This is a genomic window from uncultured Lacinutrix sp., from assembly GCF_947500325.1.
GTDB lineage: Bacteria > Bacteroidota > Bacteroidia > Flavobacteriales > Flavobacteriaceae > Lacinutrix.
On sequence record NZ_CANMRQ010000004.1, the window covers coordinates 348,896 to 355,822 of the forward strand.

Sequence of the window (6,927 nt, forward strand, 5' to 3'; positions counted from 1 at the left end):
TTTATTAAATTATACTGTAACAACAACTTTCCCTACTGTTCTTCCACTTTCTAGTTGCAAATGTGCTTTGCCAATATCTTCAAATACAAATGTTTTTGAAATAAATGGTTTAATAGCCCCTTTTTCTAATAAACTCTTAAGTGTATTCATATCTTTTCCATTAGACTGCACCATTATATTTGATACTTTAATATTACGCTCTTTTGCTAAATTTAAAACATCATTTGAGAACACAGGAGTTGGTATAGACACTATTTCACCTCCGTTTTTAACAACCTTGATAGAATTTAATAATATATCACCATTAAACATATCAAACACAAAGTCAACATCTGTTAACACATCTTGGAAAGCTTGTGCGCGATAATCTATATGTTCATCTGCTCTCAAAGACATTACAAAATTTTTATTTTTAGAAGAACTGGTCGTTATTACATATGCACCTAACCATTTAGCAATCTGAATAGCAAAATGTCCTACGCCTCCAGATCCAGCATGTATAAGGACTCTATCTCCTTTTTTTATTCTAGGTTCTAAAACTTGTAAAGCGGTTAGTGCGGCTAAAGTTGTTGCAGCTGCCGCTTCAAAAGAAATATTTGAAGGTATTTTTGCTAAGTGGTTTTTGGGAGCTGTTAAATATTCTGCATATGCATTACCCATACCTGGAAAGTTAACCATACCAAAGACTCTATCTCCAGTCTTAAATTCACTCACTTCATTACCAACAGCAACTACAACTCCAGCAATATCCCAACCCAGAATTATTATTTTAGAGCCTCCAAAAATCATTTTTAAAACATCTGAATTCGCTCTTACTTTATAGTCTACTGGATTTATACTAATTGCTTTCACTTCAATTAATACTTCATTATTATTAACTACTGGTATTTTTGTATCTTTAATAAAAAAATTTTCTACACCACCCGTTTCCTTTAATATTATTGTTTTCATTTTGTTTATATATTTAGTTAACTATCAAAAGTATAGTACAAAAATAAATAGAGTATTAATAACTTGCAATAACGGTCAAAAATGATAGCAAGAAAAAAACCACCTATAGTTATGAAAAACAGTATTTTAAATTTTTATTTTTTTACTATAAATAGTATAGTTGCATAATATTAGTTAGTAATATACTTTTGCAAATTATTTAATAGAATATGGATACAACTCATAAAAAAAGAATTATAAAGTACAATGATAAATTGTTTTCTTGTACAACAAGTATAGCAATGGAATTAATTGGAGGTAAATGGAAGAGTGTAATTTTAGTATACTTAATAGATGGAGGAAGGCGTTACAATGAACTACGAAAATTAATTTCTACAATTACTGAACGAACCTTAAGTTTGCAGCTTAAACAATTAGAAAAAAGTGGTTTAATAAACCGAAAAGTTTACGCTAAAAAACCGCCGCTTAAAGTTGAATATTCTTTAACTAAATTTGGAGAAAGTTTAGCGCCTGTATTAATATCTATAGCAGAATGGGGAATGACTGTAGCAAAAGAAAAAGGAGAGTTTATTGAATAATAAAATAAATAGTTCTACAAAATAAAAGACAACTATAATATTAAAATTAAAATTAAAGCATTTTAAGTATTTATCAATAAAAGCAAGCATAAATCATATATAATGCAATTCCAACAAACAAAAACAACTCTTTATTAATTATTTCACAAAATATTCACCTATTTATTTTAGAGAATATTATTTAATAAGTATTATATTTGCAAAATAAATAAGCTTTTAACCCTATCTATCATTTAAAAAAGAGAATAATAAAGTTGCTTTTTTTAATTAATTGTATAGATTTGTCACATAAGAATAATTAAAAACATGAAATTATGAAAACAAAACCTACATTGTTTAGTGTTATTTTTTTACTAATGGTTACCTTTTGTTTTTCGCAAAAAAAACCCCTAACTATTATAAGTGGAAAAGTTTCAATTTCTAAATACCATGATAAAGAAGATTTAGAAAAGCTTCCAAAAGGAAAATTATTAACATTATATAGAGAGCGCATTGAGGTTATTGTTAAAATATTACCAAATATCGCATTTGCAACTAAACCAGGTGTTACTATGGCCTCTTTAGGGATACCAGATACTAAAGAGCATAAAAAAGCTTTGGAAGAAAATATTGAAGCATCTAATGAATATTTTACAAGTACTATAGAATTTCAAAATAAAATATTACCATATTCTGATAAATCTAATTTAATTGCTGCTATTTTATTTTATGAAGAAACATTAAAATCACTTCACACTTATAGTGAATTTAATAGATATTAAACCATAGATATTTCGCTAATATCTAGTTATCCTACACTAACACTAAAATTAACAAATTTAAAAAAGCTAAACAATTTAAAATTGTTAGAGCTTTTTTGCTTAGTCACAGTCTTTGAGTTTCGCTAAACTAAGACCTAAAATTATTGAATGATATTAAACCTCTAAAATAGAGGTTATTGTTAAAAAAAATAGTAAGGATTTGGCTACATATGAAAGAAATCGTGTATTTTATCGGATATTATTTGCATTTCATGGAATTTGTTCATATGTTTGGGTCAAGATTAATTAAACAACCTCAAGTTTAAACATTGAATTAAAATAACTATGAAAAATCTAACTCAAATACTAACTTTATTTCTTTTAGTAGCAATAAGCACTTCTGCTCAACAAGAGAAAGGAATAATAGGAACAGACAACTGGTTAAATTCATGGACTGAATTCAAACCTAATAAGGTTAATTACGAAGAACCTACTCAAATCCTTACAGGAGATATTAGTTCTGACACTAAATTATACAAAAAAGATATTTATCTATTATCTGGTAGCGTTTTTGTTACTGATAGTACTACTCTTACAATAGAACCAGGAACTGTAATTATAGGTGATTTTAAAACTAATGGTTCGCTTACAATAACAAATGGTTCAAAAATCATAGCAGAAGGACTTGAAACAGACCCTATTGTATTTACATCAAATAAAAGTGTAAAAAAAGAAGGCGATTGGGGAGGATTAATTATTCTAGGTGATGCTCCTATTAACAAATACGGTAATGGTTCATCTATAAACTACGGATTAAGACCTTCTTCAAATAAAAACATTTCTTATGGAGGAGACAATACAAAAAGTAATTCTGGTATATTAAAATATGTAAGAATAGAATATGCTGGAAAAAGAACAAGAGATGGTTATTTTAGTGGACTTACACTTGCTGGTGTTGGTAATGAAACTACTATTGAAAACATAATGGTAAGCTACAGTAAAGGAAACTCATTCAATATATTAGGAGGAGAAGTTAATTTAACTAAAATGGTTTCATATAGATCTAATAGTAATGACTATAAGTTTAATTATGGGACACAAGCAAAAATTAGTAATTCTTTAGCTATTCGTTCTCCATATGTATCTGGAGGAAAAGGATCTAGATGTATGCATATTGCTTCTTATGATAAAAAAGAGGATGTTGATTTCTCTAAAAAATCTACTTTTGTTACTGCTAAAAATTTAACATTAGTGAATATTAGTAATGATTTAGCGTCTGACATTAGTGTTGGATTAGTTAAAGAAGCTTTATATATAGATAATGATACTTCTTTCCATATAGATAAAAGTGTTATTTCAGGTTTCAACCCTGCAGTAATACTAGATAATAGAATTGAAATCAATGGAGAGAGCTTAGATAAAATAAAGTTTAGCGAAATGTATTTCAATAACTGTAAAGGAAATATTTTCACTAAAAACAACCCAAATAATGAAGATCTAGAGAATTGGTATGGAAATAGTGCTTTCTTTAACGTATACTCTAAAGGCCCTGATTCTGAAACGTTTATTGATTCTGGAAATAGCAAACGCCCAGATTATAGATTAAGAATCAATAAAATTATTGCATCTAATGATGACTCTAAAAACTAATTAACCTATAACACAACATAAATTTATAACAATAACTTTTCAATTTAACTGTTTGACAGATCCTGTCGGTTGTCTTTCTTAATTAATCAAACATGTTTTGAATTAGTGCATAATTAAAATGCAGTAGAAATATATAGAATTGATATTAAAAAATATAATTGAATGCGGAAAACTACCCTCTTAAAAACATTTATTTATACACTTTGTTTATCTGTTCTTTTTTTTAACCAACAGATAAATGCTCAAGTAAGTATTACAACAATTAATTTAGGTTTCACTAAAGCTTGTGCAAGTGAGGACTTTAATAGTTACAATGTGAATTTTCAATTTACTGGAGAATCATCATTAAGTGCCTCAAATCAATTTGTAATTGAAATGTCTGATCCAAGTGGAACTTTTATTAATCCAGCAACTATTGTAGGATCATCATCAGCTGGAGCAATTACTACATCACCGGCTACTTTAAGCTTTCAATTACCTGAAGGGACTGCTGGTGAAAATTATAAAATACGTATTAAAAGTACGAGCCCTGCTCCTACTTCTAGTATCAATTCGCAAGCATTTGCAGCATATTACAAACCTCAAGATAGTCCATTTTCAATTAATAACTTAGTATCAACCGGAGTATATTGCCCTGGTGGAAGCTATGTATTAAGAATAGATAATCCAGGAACGGGATTAAATGATTCTCCTCTACAATATGATTCCTTAACATTTATATGGTATAAAGAAACAGGACCAACTACTTCTGTACCATATGATGATGGTGACGGTGATGATAAAACATTAGTGGTGAGTGAAGAAGGCACATATTTTGTTGAAACCGATTATGGTTCTTGTTCTCCTTCAGATTCTTTTTCTAATCGTGTTCAGGTTAGTGAAGCAACTTCTGGAACTGTGGATACTGAAATAGTTTCAAGTTTAGGTAATCCGTTTTGTCCAAGTGAAGATATAAATGGAGTAACAATATTAAGTACTCTAAGTGGTGGAATTGATTACAAATGGTATAAGGATAATGTTCTTGTAGGAACAGATGTAACATATGAAGCTAATGAATCTGGAACCTATCAAGTAGATATCGATCTAGGTGGTTGTACCGCTTCTACTTCTATTGATCTTGTTAGTGAAGGACCAACTAGCTCTCTTAATGTTCCAAATAGTAATACCATACAACAAGGAGATATATTAAATGTTATAGTTACTACAAATGCTACAGATCCAACTTTTCAATGGTTTTTAAATAATAATTTAATTTCTGGAGCTACAAGTGACACTTATGATGCTACAGAATTTGGTGATTATACAGTTATTGTTTCTCAAACAACTGGTTGTGTTTTTTCTAACGAATTATTTTTTACAATTAATGAAGCAGTAGATCCTTTCCCGGAAGTAGAAAATATTCCAAATTTAATTAGTCCTAATGGGGATGCTATTAATGACAAATGGATCCTTCCAACAGAATATGTTACTGGAACTAATACAGAAGTTATCATTTTAGATAGCCAAGGAAAAATTGTACACCAAACAAATGAATATCTTAATAACTGGCCAGAAGAGGAAATGAATTTAACCAGTGTTAATCTAGTCTACTATTATATTATTACAACCGAAGATCAACAAACTAAAAAAGGATCAATAACGCTAGTGAAGTAAAAAATGAAAACATACCTTTTGGCTATAGTGGTATTTATCTGTTCTATACAGATATTCTATTCTCAAGAAGATGATGGAGTGGTTTCACTTGCTTTACCTATAAGAAATTCGCTTGCATTTAATCAATATGCCATCAATCCAACTTTTAGTTTTGTAAGACAACAAAACGCAGCATTAAGTATTTCTAATAAAAGAGAATGGGTTCAATTTGAAAACGCACCACAAACTTATTTATTAAGTTATGCTGGTAGATTTAAAGAAAATATAGGTGTTGGTGTTGGCGTTTTTCAACAAAACTATGGCGTTTTAACTACCTTTGGAGGACTTTTAAATTTCGCATATAATGCAAGGCTAGATACAGATAGTAATCTAAGCTTCGGTGTCAACATTGGTGCCTACAAAAGTGGTGTTAATGACGGTAATGTTGTAACAAACAATTCAGACCCATCACTTGAAGAGATTCCTTCAAATTTTTTAGTCACAATTAACCCTGGTATCAATTATGGTACCGGTTTTTTTGATTTTGGAGTGTCTCTAAATAATTATTTTCTTTACAATTCAAGTGCTTCTGAAATAATTCAAGAAAATCCAAAAAAAGGAATACAAGGTCATATTATGTATACGGGTTACGTAGAAAGTTATGGGTTTCTTGATGAAAGTAAGTTTTCAGGTTTAATTAAATCAGAATTTACAAAAGGTAAAACAATTTTTTCTGGTATAGCAATGCTTACAGTACCTATGGGTGTATGGGCACATGTTGGATATAATAACTTATATGGTGTTTCTGGTGGTCTTGGTTTAAATATAAGTAAACAATTTTCTATTGAATATAGTTTTGAAAAAGCAATTGGTAATTTATCTGATTTTGGCCCTTCTCATGAAATTACATTGGCATATAAATTTAAAAATAGAGAAAAATATGATTATAGTAGTGAGGACAGAGTAAGCTCACTTTTTACCAAAAAGAGAAGAAAAAAACGTCCTAAAGCTTCTAATACTTCAAAAGAAGCTCAAGCTACAGCTCAAGCTAATCGTGAGTTAGCAGAACAAAGAAGAGCTGAAGCAAGACTAGCTACACAAGAAAGAGTTAAAGCAAGAGCAGAAGCACGAAAAAAACTAATAGCAGCTAATAAAGCTAAAGCTGAAGAACGTAGGAAGTTCTTAGCTGAAAACAGAAATAAATCTGAAGCAGAAAAAGAGGCTGATAGACTAGCAAAATTAGAAGCAGATAGATTAGCGAAAGAAGAAGCGGATAGAATTGCTGCACAAAACGAAGCAGACAGATTAGCTCAACAAGAGGCTGATAGACTAGCTAAGTTAGAAGCTGATAGATTAGCGAAAGAAGAAGCGGATAG

6 protein-coding genes are annotated in these 6,927 nt (G+C 29.7%); 5 read left to right on the forward strand and 1 reads right to left on the reverse strand.

What is annotated here, in order from left to right; translation table 11 throughout:
* Positions 1 to 9 precede the first annotated feature (9 nt).
* Complete coding sequence (locus Q0997_RS07975; RefSeq protein WP_299887100.1) at positions 10 to 951, reverse strand: NADP-dependent oxidoreductase; 942 nt, start codon at positions 949 to 951, stop codon at positions 10 to 12.
* Between the two features lie 209 nt (positions 952 to 1,160).
* On the opposite strand from Q0997_RS07975, the gene Q0997_RS07980 reads away from it, so the two are divergent.
* The 5 genes from Q0997_RS07980 to Q0997_RS08000 form a co-directional block, all read left to right on the forward strand.
* Entirely contained in the window at positions 1,161 to 1,529 is a 369-nt protein-coding gene (locus Q0997_RS07980; RefSeq protein WP_299887103.1) for a helix-turn-helix domain-containing protein, read from the forward strand.
* Positions 1,530 to 1,843: 314 nt separating this feature from the next.
* Positions 1,844 to 2,290, forward strand: coding sequence for a hypothetical protein (locus Q0997_RS07985; RefSeq protein ID WP_299887106.1), 447 nt, complete (start codon positions 1,844 to 1,846; stop codon positions 2,288 to 2,290).
* A 324-nt stretch (positions 2,291 to 2,614) separates the two neighbouring features.
* Positions 2,615 to 3,919, forward strand: coding sequence for a hypothetical protein (locus Q0997_RS07990; protein WP_299887109.1), 1,305 nt, complete (start codon positions 2,615 to 2,617; stop codon positions 3,917 to 3,919).
* A 162-nt stretch (positions 3,920 to 4,081) separates the two neighbouring features.
* Positions 4,082 to 5,572, forward strand: coding sequence for a gliding motility-associated C-terminal domain-containing protein (locus Q0997_RS07995; RefSeq protein ID WP_299887110.1), 1,491 nt, complete (start codon positions 4,082 to 4,084; stop codon positions 5,570 to 5,572).
* A gap of 3 nt (positions 5,573 to 5,575) precedes the next feature.
* A partial coding sequence (locus tag Q0997_RS08000; protein ID WP_299887113.1) for a PorP/SprF family type IX secretion system membrane protein occupies positions 5,576 to 6,927 on the forward strand: 1,352 nt, incomplete at its 3' end.